Origin of the sequence: Sphingomonas panni, from assembly GCF_022664435.1 — a bacterium.
GTDB classification, from domain to species: Bacteria; Pseudomonadota; Alphaproteobacteria; order Sphingomonadales; family Sphingomonadaceae; genus Sphingomonas; species Sphingomonas panni.
In genome coordinates, this window is the sequence record NZ_JAKREU010000004.1 from 200,475 (window position 1) to 220,164 (window position 19,690).

General features: G+C 66.6%; 19 protein-coding genes and 1 tRNA gene. 16 read left to right on the forward strand and 4 right to left on the reverse strand.

The window, feature by feature from the left end:
• Positions 1-177 precede the first annotated feature (177 nt).
• The 7 genes from MF609_RS10070 to MF609_RS10100 all read left to right on the forward strand — a co-directional run bounded on the left by MF609_RS10070 (position 178) and on the right by MF609_RS10100 (position 11,299).
• A complete protein-coding gene (locus tag MF609_RS10070) occupies positions 178-3,186 on the forward strand; it encodes a TonB-dependent receptor (protein WP_242416183.1) in 3,009 nt (1,002 codons plus the stop codon).
• A 70-nt stretch (positions 3,187-3,256) separates the two neighbouring features.
• Complete coding sequence (locus MF609_RS10075) at positions 3,257-4,792, forward strand: tryptophan halogenase family protein (RefSeq protein WP_242416184.1); 1,536 nt, start codon at positions 3,257-3,259, stop codon at positions 4,790-4,792.
• Entirely contained in the window at positions 4,785-5,492 is a 708-nt protein-coding gene (locus MF609_RS10080; RefSeq protein WP_242416185.1) for a SapC family protein, read from the forward strand. Before MF609_RS10075 ends, MF609_RS10080 begins: the two co-directional genes overlap by 8 nt.
• Entirely contained in the window at positions 5,485-6,492 is a 1,008-nt protein-coding gene (locus MF609_RS10085; RefSeq protein ID WP_242416186.1) for a cupin-like domain-containing protein, read from the forward strand. Before MF609_RS10080 ends, MF609_RS10085 begins: the two co-directional genes overlap by 8 nt.
• Entirely contained in the window at positions 6,489-7,970 is a 1,482-nt protein-coding gene (locus MF609_RS10090; protein ID WP_242416187.1) for a tryptophan halogenase family protein, read from the forward strand. The genes MF609_RS10085 and MF609_RS10090 overlap by 4 nt, the downstream gene beginning before the upstream one ends.
• Positions 7,970-9,031 carry a LacI family DNA-binding transcriptional regulator gene (locus tag MF609_RS10095; RefSeq protein WP_242416188.1) on the forward strand — a complete coding sequence of 354 codons (1,062 nt, stop codon included), beginning with the start codon at positions 7,970-7,972 and terminating at the stop codon, positions 9,029-9,031. The genes MF609_RS10090 and MF609_RS10095 overlap by 1 nt, the downstream gene beginning before the upstream one ends.
• Positions 9,032-9,223: 192 nt before the next feature.
• Positions 9,224-11,299 (forward strand): TonB-dependent siderophore receptor, encoded by a 2,076-nt coding sequence (locus MF609_RS10100; protein WP_242416189.1) that lies wholly within the window; start codon positions 9,224-9,226, stop codon positions 11,297-11,299.
• A 56-nt stretch (positions 11,300-11,355) separates the two neighbouring features.
• Here the strand turns inward: MF609_RS10100 and MF609_RS10105 are convergent.
• From MF609_RS10105 to MF609_RS10115, 3 genes are all read right to left on the reverse strand, one after another.
• Positions 11,356-11,429 (reverse strand) — tRNA-Thr (locus MF609_RS10105).
• Between the two features lie 42 nt (positions 11,430-11,471).
• On the reverse strand, positions 11,472-12,335 hold the full coding sequence (locus MF609_RS10110; RefSeq protein ID WP_242416190.1) for a hypothetical protein: 864 nt from the start codon (positions 12,333-12,335) through the stop codon (positions 11,472-11,474).
• The gene (locus tag MF609_RS10115) at positions 12,335-13,642 is read right to left on the reverse strand and encodes a replication-associated recombination protein A (protein WP_242416191.1); all 1,308 of its coding nucleotides are present in this window, start codon (positions 13,640-13,642) and stop codon (positions 12,335-12,337) included. The genes MF609_RS10110 and MF609_RS10115 overlap by 1 nt, the downstream gene beginning before the upstream one ends.
• Positions 13,643-13,751: 109 nt before the next feature.
• Here MF609_RS10115 and MF609_RS10120 point away from each other — a divergent pair, with 109 nt between their 5' ends.
• From MF609_RS10120 to MF609_RS10160, 9 genes are all read left to right on the forward strand, one after another.
• Positions 13,752-14,282, forward strand: a complete 531-nt coding sequence (locus tag MF609_RS10120) for a PadR family transcriptional regulator (RefSeq protein WP_242416192.1) — start codon at positions 13,752-13,754, stop codon at positions 14,280-14,282.
• Entirely contained in the window at positions 14,279-14,596 is a 318-nt protein-coding gene (locus tag MF609_RS10125; RefSeq protein ID WP_242416193.1) for a DUF2218 domain-containing protein, read from the forward strand. The genes MF609_RS10120 and MF609_RS10125 overlap by 4 nt, the downstream gene beginning before the upstream one ends.
• A gap of 31 nt (positions 14,597-14,627) precedes the next feature.
• Positions 14,628-14,894: a UvrB/UvrC motif-containing protein gene (locus tag MF609_RS10130; RefSeq protein WP_242416194.1), complete on the forward strand. Its 267-nt coding sequence runs from the start codon at positions 14,628-14,630 to the stop codon at positions 14,892-14,894.
• A 105-nt stretch (positions 14,895-14,999) separates the two neighbouring features.
• Entirely contained in the window at positions 15,000-15,380 is a 381-nt protein-coding gene (locus tag MF609_RS10135) for a MerC domain-containing protein (protein WP_242416195.1), read from the forward strand.
• A gap of 40 nt (positions 15,381-15,420) precedes the next feature.
• Positions 15,421-15,882 (forward strand): Fur family transcriptional regulator, encoded by a 462-nt coding sequence (locus MF609_RS10140; RefSeq protein ID WP_242416196.1) that lies wholly within the window; start codon positions 15,421-15,423, stop codon positions 15,880-15,882.
• 86 nt (positions 15,883-15,968) lie between these two features.
• Complete coding sequence (dxs, locus tag MF609_RS10145; RefSeq protein ID WP_242416197.1) at positions 15,969-17,891, forward strand: 1-deoxy-D-xylulose-5-phosphate synthase; 1,923 nt, start codon at positions 15,969-15,971, stop codon at positions 17,889-17,891.
• Positions 17,888-18,307 (forward strand): hypothetical protein, encoded by a 420-nt coding sequence (locus tag MF609_RS10150; protein ID WP_242416198.1) that lies wholly within the window; start codon positions 17,888-17,890, stop codon positions 18,305-18,307. The genes dxs and MF609_RS10150 overlap by 4 nt, the downstream gene beginning before the upstream one ends.
• Before the next feature lie 24 nt (positions 18,308-18,331).
• Positions 18,332-18,547 (forward strand): AbrB/MazE/SpoVT family DNA-binding domain-containing protein, encoded by a 216-nt coding sequence (locus MF609_RS10155; protein ID WP_242416199.1) that lies wholly within the window; start codon positions 18,332-18,334, stop codon positions 18,545-18,547.
• Positions 18,544-18,942 (forward strand): PIN domain-containing protein, encoded by a 399-nt coding sequence (locus MF609_RS10160; RefSeq protein WP_242416200.1) that lies wholly within the window; start codon positions 18,544-18,546, stop codon positions 18,940-18,942. Before MF609_RS10155 ends, MF609_RS10160 begins: the two co-directional genes overlap by 4 nt.
• Here the strand turns inward: MF609_RS10160 and MF609_RS10165 are convergent, their stop codons facing one another.
• Positions 18,943-19,611 carry an RBBP9/YdeN family alpha/beta hydrolase gene (locus MF609_RS10165; protein WP_242416201.1) on the reverse strand — a complete coding sequence of 223 codons (669 nt, stop codon included), beginning with the start codon at positions 19,609-19,611 and terminating at the stop codon, positions 18,943-18,945. It lies immediately after the preceding gene.
• Positions 19,612-19,690 lie beyond the last annotated feature (79 nt).

Below are 19,690 nucleotides of genomic sequence, written 5' to 3' on the forward strand. Positions count from 1 at the left end.
CGACGCCCGGATGGGCTAACCGTCTGACAACGCGGTCAACGTGGCCTTCCGGCATCACCTTTGAGAATGTTCACATGAATCCTTGCGTTTGACTTGACTCGTTCCACCCCCTGTTTGAGTGAACGTTATCAATATGCGCACAATTAGGGATGCGCAGGCTTAAAGGGGAGGAAAGACATGCGTGGCACCGCCACTCGCACCGTTTCGCGTTGGATGATCGGAGCATCGGCCGGCGCTCTGGCCGCCGTATCGGCACCCGCGTTCGCGCAGGACCCGACCGCAACGCCCATCGCCGCCGATGGACAGGGCGCGACCGCCGCCATGGAAGGCGAGGGCGACGAAATCCTCGTCACCGGTATCCGCGCCAGCCTTCGCGACGCGCTGAACATCAAGCGCAACGCGCAGGGCGTGGTCGACGCGATCAGCGCCGAGGATATCGGCAAGTTCCCCGACACCAACCTCGCCGAATCGCTCCAGCGCATCACGGGCGTCTCGATCGACCGCCAGAACGGCGAAGGCTCGACCGTCACCGTGCGCGGCTTCGGTCCCGAATATAACCTCGTCGTGCTGAACGGCCGCCAGCTGCCGACCTCGACGCTGGGCGACGGGGCCAGCGCGCCGGCCTCGCGTTCGTACGACTTCGCCAACATCGCATCGGAAGGCATCGCCGGGGTCGAGGTCTACAAGACTGGCCGAGCCGCCGTGCCGTCGGGCGGCATCGGCTCGACGATCAACATCAAGACGCCGCGTCCGCTCGACCGTCCCGGCATCCGCGGATCGGTCGCGGCCAAGGGCATGATCGACACCTCGCAGAACGGCAAGGATCAGATCACGCCGGAACTGTCGGGCGTGTTCAGCAGCACCTTCGGCAGCGACGACCAGTTCGGGTTCCTGGTGTCGGGCAGCTATCAGAAGCGCAACGCCAGCGTGAACACCGGATCGGTCGGGTTCGGCAACTCGTTCCTCGGCACCGAGAATGACTGGGGGACGCTGGGCGCCGAAGGGCCGAACGTCATCAACCGTCCGGGTCCGACCGACGTCTACGAAGTTCCGCAGAGCGCGGCCTACAACCTGACCGACATTCGTCGTGAACGGATCAACGGGCAGGTCGTGCTGCAGTACCGCCCGGTCGAATCGCTGACCGCGACGGTCGACTTCACCTATTCGCGCAACAAGGTGGAGGCACGCGACAGCAGCGTCGGCATCTGGTTCAACTTCGGCGACACGTCGAGCGAATGGACCGATGGCCCCGCCGCCGGCCCGGTCTTCTACACCGAACGATTCGGCCCGGGTAAGGACCTGTCGTACAGCGGATCGCTGACCGCGAACGTCAGCGAGAACAAGTCGCTGGGCGGTAACCTGAAGTGGGAGGCGCCGGGCGGCGTCACCGTGACGCTCGACGCGCATCATTCGACCGCGGAATCGAAGCCGACGAACCGCTTCGGCTCGAGCACCTCGGTCGGCTCGGCGATCTTCGGCGTCGCGTCGCAGACGGTGGACTTCACCAAGGACCTGCCGGTCATCTCCTATGTGATGCAGCCGGGGATCGACGCGCTGAACCCCGCGAACATCAACGCGACCGGCAATTCGTTCCGCAACGCGTATTTCCGCGACGAGATCAATCAGGTGCAGCTGAACGGTCATTACGACCATGACGGCGACTTCCTCGATTCGATCGACTTCGGATTCTCCTACGTCAACAACAAGGTCCGCTCGGCCTATGGTTTCGTGCAGAACGATACCTGGGGCGGCGTCGGCACCCCGGCGGACCTGCCCGACGACCTGTTCACCCGCGTGTCGCTGCCCGACAAGTTCCGCGGCGTCAGCGGCGCGAAGGACGGGATCATCCCGGCCTATTACAAGTTCGATTTCGAACGGATGGTCGACCTGCTCGACCAGAAGTTCGGCATCTGCGGCGGCGACGGCAACTGCCTGGCCCCGTTCGAGGCCGATCGCCGCATCACCGAAAAGACGATCTCGCCGTTCGTTCAGGTCAACAACACCTTCGACCTGCTCGGCCGCCGTTCGCACCTGATCGCGGGCGTCCGCTATGACCAGACGACGGTCAGCTCGTCGTCGCTGACCCCGATCCCCATCGGGACCGCCTGGGTCGCGCAGGGCGAGTTCAACGTCCTCTATTCTGCACAGAGCAACTTCCTGACCAGCAAGGGCAGCTACGACAACTGGTTGCCGGCGATCGATTTCGACATCGAAGCGCTCGACAACGTCAAGCTGCGTGCATCCTACAGCCACACCATCACCCGCGCGGACTATAACAGCCTGCAGGGTGGCCTGACGCTGAACCGCCAGTTCGGCATCGCCGGCGGCGGCGGCTTGCAGGGCAATCCGAACCTGGTGCCGTTCCTGTCGAAGAATATCGATGTGTCGGCGGAATGGTATTACGCCCCGACCAGCTATGTGTCGGCCGGCTATTTCCGCAAGAAGGTCAGCAACTTCATCAATTCGCAGGAAGTGCAGCGTTCGGCGTTCGACCTGCGCGATCCGGCCGATGGTCCCCGCTTCCGCGCGGCACAGGCGGCGCTGGGCGGCACCACCGATACCGGGCGCATCCGCGACTATATCCTGCGCAACTTCACCCAGGGCGTGGAGGTCGCCCGTAATGCGGCGGGTCAGCCGATCCTCGATGTGAACGGCTATTATACCGGCCGTATCCTCGGGTTACCGGAGGACGGGCTGGTCGACTTCCGGGTCGGCACGCCGTTCAATTCGGACCAGACGGCAACGCTGGACGGGTTCGAATTCGCGATCCAGCACAGCTTCTGGAACACCGGCTTCGGCACGATCCTGAACTATACGATCGTGCGCGGCGACGCGAAGTTCAACAACGCGCTCGATCCCAATATCGGCCAGTTTGCGCTGGCAGGGTTGAGCGACAGCGCCAATGCGGTGCTGTTCTATGACAAGGCCGGGCTGCAGGGGCGTGTCGCGTATAACTGGCGTGACAAATTCTACGCCGGGGGCAACCCGAACCCGACCTATGTCGAAGCGTACGGCCAGATCGATGCCAGCGTCAGCTACGAGTTCCGCCAGGGGCTGACGCTGTTCGCCGAAGCGATCAACCTGACCGGCGAAGGGCGTCGCGGCCATCGCCGCAACGAAAACTTCGTGACGTTCGCGCAGCCGGGCTTCGCGCGCTATACCGGCGGCGTGCGCTTCACCTTCTGATCGCACGGGAAGGGGCGGGGCGGCGCATGGCAATGTGCCGCCCGGCCACCGAATACGGGACCAGTATCGCGTGACGCAGCGGGTGAGACGGATCGTGGTCGTCGGCGGGGGGACCGCCGGCTGGCTGGCGGCGTGTCGCATCGCCGCTGCGGCCGACCCGTCCGCCGATGCCCCCTTGTCGGTTACCCTGGTCGAATCCCCCGATGTCGCGACGATCGGCGTGGGCGAGGGGACGTGGCCGACGATGCGCGGCACGCTGGCACGCATCGGGATCGATGAGGCGGTCTTCCTGCAAGCGGCGGATGCGTCGTTCAAACAGGGATCGCGCTTCGACGGATGGCGTAGCGGCGCGCCCAATGACATCTATTACCATCCCTTCACCGCGCCCGCCGACCTGCCTGCGGCCGATCTGATGCGGGCATGGACGGCAGGGCGTTTCGCCGAAGCCGTCTGCGCACAACCGGCGGTCTGTGCCGATGATCTCGCCCCGCGCCAGCCGGCGATGCCGCCCTATGCCGGGGCGCTCAACTATGGCTACCACCTCGACGCCGGCAAGTTCGCCGAACTGCTGCGCCAGACCGCCTGCAACCGGCTGGGCGTCGCCCATGTCCGCGACCATGTGACCGCGGTCGAGGCGGCGGAGAATGGCGATATCGCCGCTGTCGTCACGCGCGATTCCGGGCGGATCGCGGGCGACCTGTTTCTCGACTGCACCGGACATGCCGGGTTGCTGATCGGCGGTCATTTGGGGGTCGGGACGGTCGACCGCACGCCGATCCTGTTCAACGACCGGGCGCTGGCGGTGCAGGTGCCTGTCGCCCCCGACAGCCCGATCGCGTCGCAGACCAATGCGACTGCGCACGATGCCGGCTGGATTTGGGACATCGGCCTGCCGAGCCGGCGCGGGATCGGCTGCGTCTATGCGTCCACCTTTCTGAGCGACGATGCGGCGGCGGCGACGCTGCGTGGCTATCTGGCGCGCACCGCGCCGGGCATCGATCCCGACAGCCTGTCGTTCCGGCAGCTTCGGTTCCGCTCCGCCCATCGCGAGCGGTTCTGGCAGGGCAATTGCCTCGCCATCGGCCTGTCCGCCGGTTTCCTCGAACCGCTCGAAGCATCGGCGATCGTCCTGATCGAATTGTCGATCGATGCCCTGCTGGACGGTTTTCCGGCGGACCGGAGTGCGATGGCGCACCATGCCCGGCGGTTCAACGCGCTGTTCCGCTATCGCTGGGACCGGATCGTCGATTTCCTCAAGCTGCATTATGTGCCGAGCGAACGCGGCGCCCCCTATTGGCAGGCGCATCGCGACCCGGCGAGTTGGCCCGCGTCGCTGCACGAACGGCTGGAATTGTGGCGGACGCAACCGCCATCGCCGGCCGACTTCGCCTACGCCGACGAAGTGTTCCCGGCCGCCAGCCACCAATATGTGCTGTACGGCATGGGGTTTTCACCGCCGCCGCCCGGACCGTTGCGTGCCGTGCCCGGTGCGGAGGCCACCCTGCATCAGATGCGGCAGCGCGCCCGTACGCTCGCCGCCAGCCTGCCGACCAACCGCGCCTGTCTGCGCGCGCTGACCCCTCCTGCCGGGATTGCCCATGTCTGACCATCAACTGCTGAACGTCGCCGCGCACCGCGACCTGCGGGTCCGCCGCGAACGATCGGTCGAACTGGGCGACGGGGTGATGACCGCGCTGATCGTGCCCGACGAGTTCCGGCAGGTGCAGGGAAGCTACCCGATCCTGTTCCGGCAGAACCGCGAACGCGACGGCTTCGTCGCGCTCGCCCTGTTCGGGTTCGATGCGGGCGAGAATCTGTTCCTCGCCGATGGCCGCTGGGACGCACCCTATCTCCCGCTGTCGATCGATATCCAGCCGTTCCTGATCGGCGGCGCGCCGGGTGCCGACGCGACGCCCAAGGCGGTGATCGACCTCGCCAGCCCGCGCATCTCGACCGACGACGGTGTCCGCATCTTCGATCGGGAAGGGCGGCCGTCGCCCTATCTCGACGTGATCCTCGAACGGCTGGGGGCGCTCGACGCCGGCTATCGCGGATCGGCCGCGTTCCTGGAGGCGCTCGATCGCTACGGCCTGCTCGAACCGTTCACCCTGGAAGTGACGCTGGATGACGGATCGACCAATCGGCTGGTCGGGTTCGACACCATCGCCGAGGAACGGGTCGCCGAACTGGATGCCGCGACGCTCGGCCGACTGAATGCCGACGGGCATCTGCTGCCGATCTATATGGCGATCGCGTCGCTGGCGAACCTGCCGGCTTTGATCGCGCGCAAGAACCGGCATGGCTGATCTGCCCCCCATCGCCGAGGTCGAGGCGGCCGACGCCGCCACGCTCGACCGGCTGCTTTGCGAAGCCAACGCGCCGTTCGTGGTGCGCGGGCTGGTGTCCGACTGGCCGCTGGTACAGGCGGCGCAGCAGTCGTCGCAGGCGGCACGCGACTATCTGGTGCGGCATCACCGCGACATCCCCTTCACCGTATCGGTCGGCCAGTCGGGTAGCGGCGGGCGGCTGTTCTACGACGAAGCGATGGCGATGAACTTCGCGACCGTCCGTGCCAAGTTGCCCGACATCCTTGGCGAAATGGGTCGGGTCGAACAATCCGCCGATCCACGTCCGATCTATCTCGCCTCGATCGACATGCGAGGATTTTTCGAAGGGCTGGATGAAGCCAACCGCGTCGACCTCGGCACGCGCGAACCGCTGGCCAGCATCTGGATCGGTACGCGCACCCGTATCGCCGCGCATAACGACCTGCCGGCGAACCTCGCCTGTGTCGCGGCGGGGCGGCGGCGCTTCACGCTGTTCCCGCCCGACCAGTTCGCCAATCTCCACCTCGGGCCGCTCGACAACACGCCGGCCGGACGGGCGGTTTCGATGGTCGATTTCAGCGCGCCCGACGTCGATCGCCATCCGCGCTTCGCCGAGGCGCTGGCCCATGCGCAGGTCGCCGAACTCGGCCCCGGCGATGCGATCCACATCCCGTCTTTGTGGTGGCATCATGTCGAGGGGCTGGCGCCGTTCAACATCCTGGTCAACTATTGGTGGCGTGATCAGCCGCGCTGGCTGGGCCAGCCGCAGGACGCGCTGCACCATGCGATCCTTGCCATCCGTGACCTGCCCGACGATCAGAAGGCGCATTGGCGCGCGGTGTTCGACCATTATGTCTTTACCAATGACGACGCGGTGACCGCGCATATCCCGGAGGGCGGGCGGGGCGTGCTCGACCCGCTGACCGCCGAGAGCGCCGGGCGGCTGCGCAACTTCCTGCTGCGGCAGCTGGCGAAATGAGCGTCACCCGTGTCGTGATCGCCGGCGGCGGCACCGCCGGATGGATGGCCGCCGCCGCCATCGCCCGGACGATGGGTGCCATGGTCGAGGTGACTTTGGTCGAATCCGAAGCGATCGGCACGGTCGGCGTCGGTGAGTCGACCATCCCGCCGCTCGTCACCTATAATCGGCTGCTCGGCATCAACGAGGCCGAGTTCATGGCCGCGACCGCCGCAACCTTCAAACTGGGTATCCTGTTCGATGGCTGGCACACCCCCGACAGCCGCTATTTCCATTCGTTCGGCACCACAGGGCGCGATCACTGGGCGGCGGGGTTTCAGCATTACTGGCTGAACGGGCGCACGCGTGGGCACGACCAGCCCTATGACGATTATTGCACCGAACTGGTCGCGGCGTTGCAGGGCAGGTTCGCGCATCTGCCGAACGACGCGACCAACTATGCCTATCAGCTCGATTCCGGCCGGTACGCCCAATTCCTGCGCACCATGGCCGAGCGTGACGGCACAAAGCGGATCGAGGGGCGGATCGCCCGAGTCGAGCTGAACGGCGAGACCGGCGACATCGCCGCGCTGACGCTCGACGGCGATCGGCGGGTGGAGGGCGACCTGTTCCTCGACTGTACCGGCTTTCGCGCGCTGTTGATCGAAGGGGCGCTGCACGCCGGCTATGACGACTGGACCCATTGGCTTCCCTGCGACGCGGCGATCGCGGTGCAGACGGAGAGCGTCGGCCCGCCTTTGCCCTATACCCGCGCGATGGCGCATGATGCGGGGTGGCAATGGCGCATCCCGCTGCAGCACCGGGTCGGCAACGGCATCGTCTATTGCAGCCGCTATCTGGAGCGCGACGCCGCGCTCGACCGGCTGCTCGGCAATGTCGAGGGGGCGGTGCGGACCGAGCCGAATTTCCTGCGCTTCACGACCGGCGCGCGGCGGAAACAGTGGCATCGCAACTGCCTCGCCATCGGCCTGTCGGGTGGTTTCATGGAGCCGCTGGAATCGACCAGCATCCACCTGATCCAGCGCGCCGTGCTGCGCCTGCTCCGCCTGTTCCCGCAAGGGGGTGTGAAGCCGGCCGACGTGGCGGAGTTCAACGACCAGCAATTGCAGGACATGGAGCAGATTCGCGACTTCCTGATCCTGCACTACAAGGTCACCGACCGCCGCGATTCCCCGTTCTGGCGGCAATGCGCGGCGATGGACGTGCCCGACAGCCTGCAACAGAAAATCGACTTGTTCCGCCAGAGCGGACGGGTATTCCGCCGGAACGAGGAATTGTTCGGCGAGAATAGCTGGGTGCAGGTGATGATGGGGCAGGGGATCGTACCGGAGGGGCATCATCCGATCGCCGGCAAGCTGAGCGACGGCGAACTCGACCGGCTGTTGTCGATGATCCGGCGGCAGGTGGCCGACACCATCGCGACGATGCCGCCGCATGGCGATTATGTCGCGCGCTACTGCCCTGCGGATCGTCCCTGATGCCACGCCGTCGTCAGGCGGTGACGATCAAGCATGTCGCGGCCGATGCCGGCGTGTCGTTGCAGACGGTCAGCCGCGTCATCAACAACGAACCCAATGTCCGCCCCGAAATGGCGGAGCGGGTACGCAGCTCGATCAACCGCCTGGGCTATGTCCCCCTGATCGCGGCGCAGCGCATGGGCGGGTCGAAGTCGCGCCTGATCCTGTCGCTGAACGACCGCGACCGCACCATCGCCGGCTGGCAGAATCGCGAAGGCACCGACTGGGTCGACCAGATGCTGCTGGGCGGGATGCTGACCTGCGGGCGGCACGGCTATCGCCTGATCCTCGAACTGGTCGACACGCATAGCGATCATATCGAGCGCGAACTGTTGAGCGCGATCGGTGCGCTGCGGCCCGATGGCGTCATCCTGACCCCGCCGCATTCGCAGGACCCGGCCATCCTCGACCTGCTCGAACGGCAGGGGATCAGCATCGCGCGGATCGGGTCGCTGACGCCGGGGCCGGGATTCTCGCTGACCATGGGCGACGAGGACGCCGCGCGCCGCGCGACCGAGCATCTGATCGCGCTCGGCCATCGCCGGATCGGCTTTATCGCCGGGGCCAGCGATTACGAACTCAGCGGCTGGCGCGTGACCGGGTGGCGCGCGGCGCTGGCGGACGCGGGATTGGCCGACGACCTGCTGGCACCGGGCCAGTTCGACTATGAATCGGGGCGGGCGGCGGCGGCTGCCCTGCTGGCGGCGGGCGACCCGCCGACCGCGATCATCGCCAGCAGCGACCAGATGGCGATCGCCACGCTCGAACTCGCGCGCGAGCGGGGGGTGTCGGTGCCCGACGACCTGTCGATCATCAGCTTCGACGACACGCCGATCGTCCGCTTCGCCCAGCCGCCGCTGACCGCAGTGACGCAGCCGATCGCCGCGGTCGCCGCGCTGGCGGTCGAGCGGATCATCGCCGAGCAGGCCGATGGCGGGCAGCCTGCCGAGCCGCAATCGGTCGCCGCCGAACTGACGCTGCGCGCATCGACCGCCCCGCCGCCGGAGCGTAATCGGGGGTAAGCCGGCGGCACGGTCCTCCCGAACGGGGTTCGGGAATCCGGCATCGGCCTCATCACCGCTAATGACAGGGGCAAGCCGCGCGCGGTTCCCGAACGCGCGGTAGCGGTTGCACTACAGCATAATACCCGTATGAGACGTTGCAACATACCATGGCTAATGAAGCCTGTCGGCGTCCCTCATTCCGGAGTTGCAATGCCTGTTCCCGCCCTGCGTTCACGACTGTTCACGTCCGCCGTCCTTTATACCCTCGCGATCGGCCTGATGCCCGTTGCCGCCGACGCACAGGAGGTGGAAGCAACCGAGGAAACCGGCGACATCGTCGTTCTCGGCACCCGCAACACGGTCGATCGCACACAGTCGTCGGATCGGGTGACCGAACGCATGTCGCAGTCGAGCCGGTCGATCGAGCGCGACATTCTGGACGCGGCGGGGACCTATCGGCTCAGCGACGCGCTCGAGCTGGTCAGCGGGTTCAGCCAGCAGAATAATCGTGGCGGGGTGATCGATAATTTCGCGGTGCGCGGGTTCCTCGGCACGCCCGATGGCGGCGCGGAATATTATCTGAACGGCTTCCTCGCCAATCGCGGTATGGCACCGCCGCGCGATCCGGCCACGACCGAACGGATCGAGGTGCTGAAAGGGCCGGCGGGCGCGCTGTTCGGCGATGTCGATCCCGGCGGGCGGGTCAATATCGTGACGAAGACGCCGCGCTTCGCGCCGCATGCGACGGCCATGGTCAGCTATGGGTCGTTCGATACCCGGCGTGTCGAACTCGACGCCACCGGCCCGCTGTCGCGCACGCTGGCCGCGCGGATCGTCGTTGCGGGTGAGGACAGCGACGGGTGGCGCGATACCGTCACCCTGCGGCGGCGTATCGTCTCGCCATCGCTCACCTGGCAGCCGAGCGATGCGCTGCGCCTGACCTATGCCGGCGAATTCAGCCAGTTCGATACCCCGTTCGATCGCGGCATCCCGGCGATCAACGGCGATGCCAACGCCCTGCCAAGGTCGAACTATTATGGCGAGCCGTCGAACGGCATCACCCGGTCGCGCCAAGACCAGCACCAGCTGACCGGCCTTGCCGAACTGGGTGCCGGCTGGACCTTGAACGGGGGCGTGGTCTGGCGCACGGGAACGCTGAAGGGCCTGTCCGCCGACCAGTCGCGTATCGTCGGCAACGCACTGTGGCGGCAGCGTCGCTCGCGCGATTTCAGCGTCGACGACCTGTCCGCCCGCCTCGAACTCGCCGGACAGGTCGGGCGGCACCGCGTCAGCATGGGCGTGAAGGGCTATCGCTTCTTCTATGGCGAGCGCTGGATGCGGATCAATCCGTCGGCCGCCGCACCCTATGCGATCGATCTGTACGACCCGGCCTATGGCGCGGTGGCTGCCGCGCTCCGCCCCTTCACCAATAATGACGAAAGCCGATGGGCGGGCACCTTCTATGTCCAGGATATGTGGGACGTCACGGACCGGCTGACCCTGGTCGGCGGTGCCCGGATCGATCCGTACCGGCAGAAGATCGTGAACAACAATACCGGCGGCATCGGCCGCAACATCGCCGAGCCGGTCAACTTCCGGGTCGGCGCGCGCTACCGTGTGACCGATGCCATCGCGGTCCACGCCAATTGGGGTGAGAATTTCTCGCTCAATACCGGCACCGATCGTACCGGTGCCGGCTTCGGCCCGGAAACGGGACGCGGCTATGAAGTGGGGATCGCAGCGAAGCTGCCCGGCATCGACCTCGCCGCGACCTGGTTCGACATTCGCAAGCAGGATATCCTGACGACCGACCCGGTCGATGCCAATTTCCTCGCGCCGGTAGGCAGCATGGTCAGCCGCGGCATCGAATTCGACGCATCGGCGCGGCTCGGCAACCGGTGGCAGGTCGTCGCCAACTATGCCTGGGTCGATGCGAAGGCTGACGATGCGGCCTTTCCGACGCCCGACGTGCTCAACGTGCCGGAGCATTCGGGCACGCTGCTGGTCGTGCATCGCATTCCGACCGCACGCGGCGACTGGCAGTTCAGCGGCGGCGTCGCCTATGTCGGCGACCGGGCCGGATCGCTGACGGCGCGGCCGGTGGTGCTGCCGGCCTATGCGAAGGTGAAGGCGGCGATCGAAACGCCGCTGGTCGACGGGCTGCGCTTTCGCCTCGAAGCGGACAATCTGCTCGACCAGCGTTATGCCGCCAGCTCCTACAGCGCCTTGTGGATCTATCCCGGTGCGCCGCGGACGGTCCGCGCGTCACTCCGGCTGGACATTTGACGAGGTTCGGCACGCGAAGCGACGAAACGCTGTCGCACGTCCCGTCAGAGAGGAAGTGGTGCCCCGTGCAGGAATCGAACCCGCGTCTCTTCGTTACAAAGGAAGCCGTTTACCATTAACGTAACGGGGCACGCTGTCAGCCGTCTATCAAGCGGCGTGTCGAACCACAATCTCAAACCACGCCGAAGGTCCAGCCTTCGGTCCGGGCGATGTGCGCTGTCAGCATGGGCGGGGACCAAAGCGCAGGGTCGTGCGCCACGTGACGGAGCCATGCCGCGCTCAGCAGCGCATCGGTGGCGTGGTCGTCATAGCGCGGTGAGGGGGCATGGGGCGGGCTGCCCAGTGCCGCCAGTGCCGCATCCAGCTGTTCCGCGTCGCGCAGCTTGCTCCGCCCGGCACGCACCCCGGCGGCCCGCGCGGCGATGGTGGTGTAGATTTCGACGATCGCCGGACCGGATGCCGGCAGCGGATCGAACGGCCAGACCGGTATCCGGCCCGCCAGCCGGTGCAGGACGCGCATTCCGGTCAGGCTCGACTTGCCGACCTGTGCCGCGCCGACCAGATTGAAGCAGCTGGTCGGTGAAAAGCCGGCCGCCCGTTGTCGCTCCTCGCACAGCCGCAGCCGCCCGCGCCCTTGCCCGAACCGGTCGCCCAGCGCCCGGTGCCGGCGGAAATGGCGCGACAGTTCCGGCTCGTTCACCACCGAGGTCGCGGCCAGATGCGGGTCGTCCGCCGCCATATTCTCGACCATCCCCCAAAGCGCGCGCGCATCGTTGGGCGACTGCGCCCAGCCGGGGAAATAGCTGCCGGCATCGGCAAAGGGCAGGGCGGGCGACAGGTCCAGCCCGATCAGCATGTCGGCGCCATCGTCGGCGAGCATCGTCAGCCATTCCAGAATGGCCTCGCGCGACCACCCGCCGTCCCGTGTGACCAGCGCCGGACCATCGTCGCGTGCCTCGGCCACCGCCAGTCCCGCCGGCCGCGCCACCGCCTGTCCCGACCAGTCGATCGCCGCGAACCGGGTGAAGCGCCGCATCACGACGTCTGCCGTCGTTCGTCCCACCACGCCATGCGTTCCGCGATCCGCTGTTCGAAGCCGCGCCCGGTCGGTTCGTAGAAGCGCGCGGGCGGCATCTCCTCCGGCCAATAGTTCGCGCCCGAAAACCCGTCCTCCCGGTCATGGTCATAGGCATAGCCCTTGCCATAGCCGATATCCTTCATCAGCCGGGTCGGCGCGTTCAGGATCGAGGGCGGCGGCATCAGCGACCCCGTCTCGCGCGCCGATCGGAACGCGGCCTTCTGCGCCTTGTACGCCGCGTTCGATTTGGGCGCGGTGGCGAGGTAGAGGCACGCCTGCACGATCGCCAGTTCACCCTCCGGACTACCCAGAAACTCGTACGCGTCCTTGGCGGCGAGGCACTGGACCAGCGCCTGCGGATCGGCGAGGCCGATATCCTCGCTGGCGAAGCGGGTCAGCCGGCGCAGGACGTACAGCGGTTCCTCACCCGCCGTCAGCATCCGCGCCATATAATAGAGCGCGGCCTGCGGGTCCGATCCACGCAGCGATTTATGCAACGCGGAGATGAGGTTGTAATGCCCCTCCCGGTCCTTGTCATACACCGCGACGCGGCGTTGCAGCAGCGCCGACAGCCCGGCCGGATCGAGCGGTTCGGGCAGGTCGATCGAAAACAGCGTCTCCGCCTGGTTCAGCAGGAAGCGGCCATCGCCATCGGCGCTGGCGACCAGTGCCGCCCGTGCCGCGTCGGTCAGGGGCAGGGGGCGGCCCTCCAGCGCTTCGCCGCGCGACAGCAATTCGTCCAGCGCCTCCGCCCCCAGCCGGTGCAGGATCAGCACCTGCGACCGGCTGAGCAACGCCGCGTTCAGTTCGAACGAGGGGTTCTCGGTCGTCGCGCCGACCAAGGTGACGGTGCCGTCCTCGACATAGGGGAGGAAGCCGTCCTGCTGGGCGCGATTGAAGCGATGAATCTCGTCGACGAACAACAGCGTCCGGCGACCCAGCCGGCCATGTTCGCGCGCTTCGGCAAACACCTTTTTCAGATCGGCGACCCCGGAAAAGACCGCCGAAATCTGGGCATAGCGCAGGCCGACCGCGTCGGCGAGCAGCCGAGCGATGGTCGTCTTGCCGGTGCCGGGCGGCCCCCACAGGATCATCGACGATAATTTCCCCGCCGCGACCATCCGCCCGATCGCCCCTTCGGGACCGGTCAGGTGGCCCTGTCCGACGACGTCGGAAAGCGTGGTCGGGCGCAGTCGGTCGGCCAGCGGTCCGCCGGTCGGGGTCTGGGGCGCGGGCGGTGCGAAGTCGGCGAACAGGTCGGACATGGGGCGAATATAGGCTCTCGCAAAAAACCGCCAAACACCTCTTGCGCGAATCGTTCCAAGATATATCTAGTGGGTCAAGATATATCGGAGAATGAGAATGCGATTTGGAATGGGATATGCATCATGGACCGGCGGACCGGGTTCGGGCGGTCGCGGTGGTCGCCATGGCGGGGGGCCGCGCGGCCGGGTGCTGGGCGGCGACGAACTGAAGCTGGTGCTGCTGGCCCTGATCGCCGAAGCGCCGCGCCACGGTTACGACCTGATCCGTGCAGTCGAGGCGAAGACCGGCGGTGCCTATGCGCCCAGCCCCGGCGTCGTCTATCCGACGCTGACGCTGCTGACCGACATGGGGTTGATCAAGGAGCAGGCGAGCGAAGGCACGCGCAAGCTCTTCGCCGTGACCGAAGCGGGCACTGCGCAGCTGGCGCAGGATGCCGAACAGGTAAGCGACCTGTTCGCGCGGCTGGCGGCACTGGGCGAACATCGCGCCCGGACCGATGCCGGTCCGATCCACCGCGCCCGCGCTAACTTGCGCGCCGCGCTCCACCACCGGCTTGCCGGGCCGGACGTCGAACCCGACACCCTCCACGCCATCGCCGCGATCCTAGATGAAGCCGCCCAGAAGGTAGAACGTCTATGAGCGATTTCACGAGCAATGCCGCGGTGCCGACCGCCAACGCCAGCCGCTATCTCCAGCAACTGTGCAAGCACTGGCAGCACAATCTGACCGTCGAGTTCGACGCCGACCATGGCACGGTCGTCTTTCCGCGCGACGGGCGCGGTGCCAGCCATCCCGGCGATGCGCTGGTTACGTTCGATGCGGCGGGGGAAGCGCTCAACGTACGGATCGACGCCACGTCCGCCGAACAGCTCGACGGGCTGAAAGGTGCAGTCGCGCGGCACCTCGACCGGTTTGCGTTTCGCGAGGCACCGCTGACGTTCGACTGGCAATGATCCGTCCGAGGGTGTCGTGCGTTCGGCTGACATGACCGATACGATCGAGACCCTGCGCGCCCAGATGGAGGCCGCCGCTGCGGCGATGGACTTCGAAACCGCATCGCGACTGCGCGACCGGATCAACCTGTTGCGCGGCGGTGCGGAGCCGGACGCGGCACAGGCGGCGGATACCGGCGGGCTGACCCGGCAGCGGCCGGGCGCGATGGGGCTTGGCACCAGCCGGCAGCGCGTCGAACCGCCGCCCGGCTGGACCCCGCCCAGGAAACCCGATCTGATGGTCACGCGCAAACGCTGATATCGCGATATTTTCGCGGCCGGCGAACCGGATGGCGCGCGCGGTGTTTCACCTTCCATGAAGCGATATGTTGTAACTTCGCGCGAAACCGGGCATAGGATGGCGATGCGCAGTACCGCCGCCCGTTCCTGGTTGCATGAAGGCCGACTCGACCGCGCCGGGATCATCCTGTCCGGGCTGTGCGCGGTGCATTGCGTCACGACGATTGCGGTGATGGCGCTGCTGGCATCGGTCGGCGGCACGTTACTGCATCCCGCGATCCACGAGATCGGCCTGGGGCTGGCCGTACTGCTGGGCATCGTTGCTCTAGGGGCGGGGTATCTGCGCCATGGCCGCAAGCTGCCGACGCTGATCGGCGGGGCCGGCCTCGCTATCATGGCGCTGGCGCTGACCCTGCCACATGGCGTGCCGGAGGCGATCGCGACGCTCAGCGGTGTCGGATTGCTGGCGTTCGGTCATCACCTGAACCGCCGGGCGGGTTGCTGACCGGCTTGCCGCTGGGCCGTGCTGCGCTTATCTCGCTGACATGCCGCACGAACATCACGAACATCACGGGGCCGCCTGGAACAAGGCGGCCGAAGCCGCGCTGATCCGCGCCGGCGAACAATGGACCGCGATGCGCGCCAGCATCTTCGACGTGCTGGCATCGTTCGACAAACCCGCTTCCGCCTATGACATCGCGGATGCCGTGTCGAAGGCGCAGGGGCGTCGGGTCGCGCCCAACAGCGTCTATCGCATCCTCGACCTGTTCGTGAACGCGAACCTCGCCCGGCGGGTCGAGAGCGCCAACGCCTATCTGGCGAACACCCATCCCGATTGCGTGCATGACTGCATCTTCCTCGTCTGCGACAAATGCGGACAGACGACGCATATCGACGACGACAAGATCACCGGAACCGTGCGTGCCGCGGCGTCGGGGGCGGGGTTCAAGCCGGTGCGCCCAGTCATCGAAGTGCGCGGAACCTGTGCAGATTGTGCGCAGGATTGAACCTGAACTGAACCATATGCAGGGTTTGTCGGTACTTGCGCGCGCCGGCAATCGACACTGGGTTCCGCCTGCGCTAGTCAGGCCCGATGGCCGATCCACTTAGCACGCCGCTGCTCGACACCGTTCAGACGCCCGCCGACCTTCGCAAGCTCGCCCCGGGCGACCTGCGGCAACTCGCCGACGAACTGCGGCAGGAAACGATCAGCGCGGTCGGCACCACCGGCGGCCATCTGGGGTCGGGGTTGGGCGTCGTCGAACTGACCGTCGCGATCCACTATGTCTTCGACACGCCGTCCGACCGGCTGGTGTGGGACGTCGGCCACCAATGCTATCCGCACAAGATCCTGACCGGCCGCCGCGACCGTATCCGCACCCTGCGTCAGGGCGGCGGGCTGTCGGGTTTCACCAAGCGGTCGGAGAGCGAATACGACCCGTTCGGCGCGGCGCACAGTTCGACCTCGATCTCGGCGGCGCTGGGCTTTGCCGTCGCCAACAAGATCGCCGGCACGCCGGGCAAGGGTATCGCCGTGATCGGTGACGGCGCGATGTCGGCCGGCATGGCCTATGAGGCGATGAACAACGCCGAACAGGCCGGCAATCGCCTCGTCGTCATCCTCAACGACAACGACATGTCGATCGCGCCGCCGGTCGGAGGCCTGTCGGCCTATCTCTCGCGGATCGTGTCGAGCCGTGAATTCCTGGGGATTCGCGATGCGCTGAAGAAGCTGGCGCGCAAACTGCCGCGTCCGCTGCACACCGCCGCGCGCAAGACCGACGAATTCGCTCGCGGCATGGCGACCGGCGGAACGCTGTTCGAGGAACTGGGCTTCTATTATGTCGGCCCGATCGACGGTCACAATCTCGACCATCTGATCCCAGTCCTCGAAAATGTCCGCGACGCCGCCGAAGGTCCGATCCTGGTCCATGTCGTGACCAAGAAGGGCAAGGGCTATGCTCCGGCGGAGGCGGCGGCCGACAAATATCATGGCGTCCAGAAATTCGACGTCATCACTGGTACGCAGGTCAAGGCGCCCGCCGGCCCGCCGCAATATCAGAACGTGTTCGGCCATACGCTGAGCAAGCTGGCCGATAGCGACACCCGGCTCTGCGCGATCACTGCTGCGATGCCGTCGGGCACCGGGCTGGACCGTTTTGCCAAGGAACATGCCGACCGCTTCTTCGATGTCGGCATTGCCGAACAACATGCCGTCACCTTCGCCGCCGGCCTCGCCGCGCAGGGGATGCGGCCGTTCTGCGCAATCTATTCGACCTTCCTGCAACGCGCTTACGATCAGGTCGTGCACGACGTCTGTATCCAGAACCTGCCGGTCCGCTTCGCGATCGACCGCGCCGGGCTGGTCGGTGCGGACGGCGCGACCCATGCCGGCAGCTTCGACGTGACCTATCTGGCCACGCTGCCGAACATGGTCGTCATGGCGGCGGCGGACGAGGCGGAGCTGGTCCACATGACCTATACCGCCGCCGAATATGACGCCGGGCCGATCGCGATCCGCTATCCGCGCGGCAATGGCGTCGGCGTCGCCCTGCCGGAGGTTCCGCAGAAGCTGGAGATCGGCAAGGGGCGCCTGGTCCGCGAAGGCAGCAAGATCGCGATCCTGTCGCTCGGCACCCGGCTGGAAGAAGCGCTGAAGGCCGCCGATGCGCTGGAGGCGAAGGGGCTGTCGACCACGGTCGCCGATCTGCGCTTCGCCAAGCCGCTCGACGAGGCACTGATCCGCCGCCTGCTGACGACGCATGAGGTCGCCGTGACCGTCGAGGAAGGCTCGGTCGGCGGCCTCGGCGCCCACGTCCTGACCTTCGCCAGCGATACCGGCCTGATCGACGCCGGGCTGAAGCTGCGCACGATGCGTCTGCCCGATACGTTCCAGGATCAGGACAGCCCGCAGAAGCAATATGACGAAGCCGGCCTCAATGCGCCGCAGATCGTCGATACGGTGTTGCAGGCGCTTCGCTGGAACGAGAGCGGAGCGACCGAAGTCCGCGCATGACCGGCGGACAGAAGGCGGCGGCGATCATCGCGCTCGCGGTGGTCGCGCTTGCCTGGTTCAATTGGCGGATGTGGCGGCAATTCAGCGCCGCCAAGGCCTATCGCGCCGGTTGGAGCGAGGCGGATTTCGACGCGATGGTGGCGGATAACGGCGTGTCGCCCGCCATCGCCGCACTGACCCGCGAACTGGTCGCGCCCTGTTACGGGCAGGGCGTCGTCCCGCATCCCGACGACGACTTCGCCCGCTTTCTGATGATCGATGAGGAGGAAGCCGCCGATCTGGTCGAGACGGCTTGGGGCCGGCTGGAGCTGGTACCGCCAACCCCGGCCCATCCGGTCGACCTCCCGCCGATGAAGGATGTCCGCGACCTTGCGGTGTATCTGCAGTCGGTTGTCAGCCACCGCACGCTGGCGTAATTTGCGCGGCGAAGGAGAAGCGTGGTGAAGGTCGAAAAGATCGGTGACCAGCTCGCTATCGTCATCCCGCAGGATGTGGCCGAAACCCTCGGTTTGCATGAAGGGGATAGCGTCGAAGTGCGGCGGCGTAGCGATCCTGCGCCAATGACCCGTACGGAAGCGATTGCCGCGATCCGCGCTTTGGCACGTCCACTTCCGCCCGGATACAAATTCGAGCGCGAGGAGGCGAACGCGCGTTGAGCGTCGCGTTCTTCGACACGAACATTCTCATCTATGCGCTGGGCGTGGATGACAAGGCGATACGCGCGCAGTCGCTTTTGGCGGACGGCGGTTTCATCAGCGTGCAGTCGCTCAACGAGTTTGCGACCGTTACCCGGCGCAAGCTGCGCTACGATTGGCCGGCACTCCACGAAGCGCTTGCTGCGTTGCGCGTCCTGTGTCCGCACATCGTTCCGCTAACCGACGCCATCCACCGCGACGGGCTGCGCATTGCGGAGCGCTACCGCCTGTCGATCTATGACAGCATGATCGTTGCCGCCGCGCTTTCGGCCGGCTGCGATCGGCTATGGAGCGAGGACCTCCATCACGGACTGGTCATCGACGCCCGGCTGGAGGTCGCCAACCCGTTCCGCTGACTAGCGCAGGAACTGCCCCTGCGCCGCGTCCGTAGCGTTCACCGCCAGCACCGATCGCGCTTCGGACGGCGGGCGGACATGGCCATGGCCGTCGCCCGACGCCGCGATCACCCGGTCGAGCAGTTCCTGCCCTTCCTCCCACCAGCCGATGCCGCTGGCGGCATTGAGATGCCCCTGCGTGCCGGCATCGACGAAGTGACTGCCCCAATCGACCGCCATCGAATGCGCGCGTTCGATCGACACCCACGGATCGTCGGTCGACGCGACGACCAGCGAGGGGAAGGGCAGGGCGAAGCGCGGCGTGGGGGCGAAGCCCTGCAACTCGGCGGGTGCGCCGGGGCGATCGACATCCGCCGGCGCGACGAGCAGCGCACCCGCCACCGGCCAGCCATAGGGCTGCCCCGACAGCTGCGCCCACCATGCGACGGCAAGGCAGCCGAGCGAATGCGCCGCCAGCACCACCGGTGCCTGTGCCTGCCGGATCGCCTGGTCGAGCTTCGTCACCCATGCATTGCGCAAGGGTCGGGACCACAGGCCCAGTTCGACCCGCGCGGTGTCGGGACGCGATTGCTCCCACAGCGTCTGCCAGTGCGACGGGCCGGAACCGTTCAGGCCGGGCACGGTCAACACCGTGGGCAGGCCATTCTGGGGTGTCGAAAACTGTGCCATCGTCACGCTCCTGCTCATGGGTGTTCAACGGGTCGGAAGCCGCTGGCCAGGCTCAGGGACAGGGATCGGGTCCAGGCGG